Annotated in this window: 1 protein-coding gene; it reads left to right on the forward strand. The window is 60.8% G+C overall.

Annotated elements, in window-relative coordinates:
- The first annotated feature begins 272 nt into the window (after positions 1-272).
- Complete coding sequence (locus tag D9C15_RS33225) at positions 273-494, forward strand: hypothetical protein (protein WP_240668695.1); 222 nt, start codon at positions 273-275, stop codon at positions 492-494.
- Positions 495-630 lie beyond the last annotated feature (136 nt).

Consider the following 630-nt stretch of genomic DNA (forward strand, 5'->3'; position numbering starts at 1 on the left):
GCGCGCTCGCCATCCGGCACCTGCTGGCCGCTCAACTTGGTCATTGATCAGCGCGTCCCAAGCGAACGAACGCCCTATATCGCACGAGCTCCTTCCAACCCTTGACCTGGATCGAGTCCCGCAGCTTCCAGACAAGGAAGCCGCGAAACGCGCTGCGCAGGCGCTTGGACTTCAGACATGGCGCTACATCAGGCTCTGAACAAGCCCGCTAGCCCTGTCGAGTTTCGCTGAGGAGCAGTATGACAACACGTCAGAATCTTCAGGAATGGGTAGTGCAAGCACTGCGCGACCAAGGTGGCTCGGCAAACATCGTTCAAGTTGCCACGCACATCTGGGCTAATCACGAGTCCGAACTTCGCTCCGCTGGAGATCTCTTCTACACCTGGCAGTACGACATGAGATGGGCCTGCACGAAGCTGCGCGAACGGAAGATAATCCAGCCTGCCGAGGACTCCGATCGCGGCGAATGGAAGCTTTACGCAACGAATGCGTAACGAAAGGCGGGCTGCGGCCTAACCCTTCGCTGGAGCGGGACCTCCGCCGGCAAGGCACTTGGCCCGCGAGGCGCTGTAGGTCATCATCCGCCTCGCGGGCCAAGCGCCTTCCCGGCTACGGCCCCTCAGCTCAAAC

The sequence above is a fragment of the Piscinibacter defluvii genome (assembly GCF_004011805.1).
In the GTDB taxonomy this organism is placed as follows: domain Bacteria; phylum Pseudomonadota; class Gammaproteobacteria; order Burkholderiales; family Burkholderiaceae_C; genus Piscinibacter; species Piscinibacter defluvii.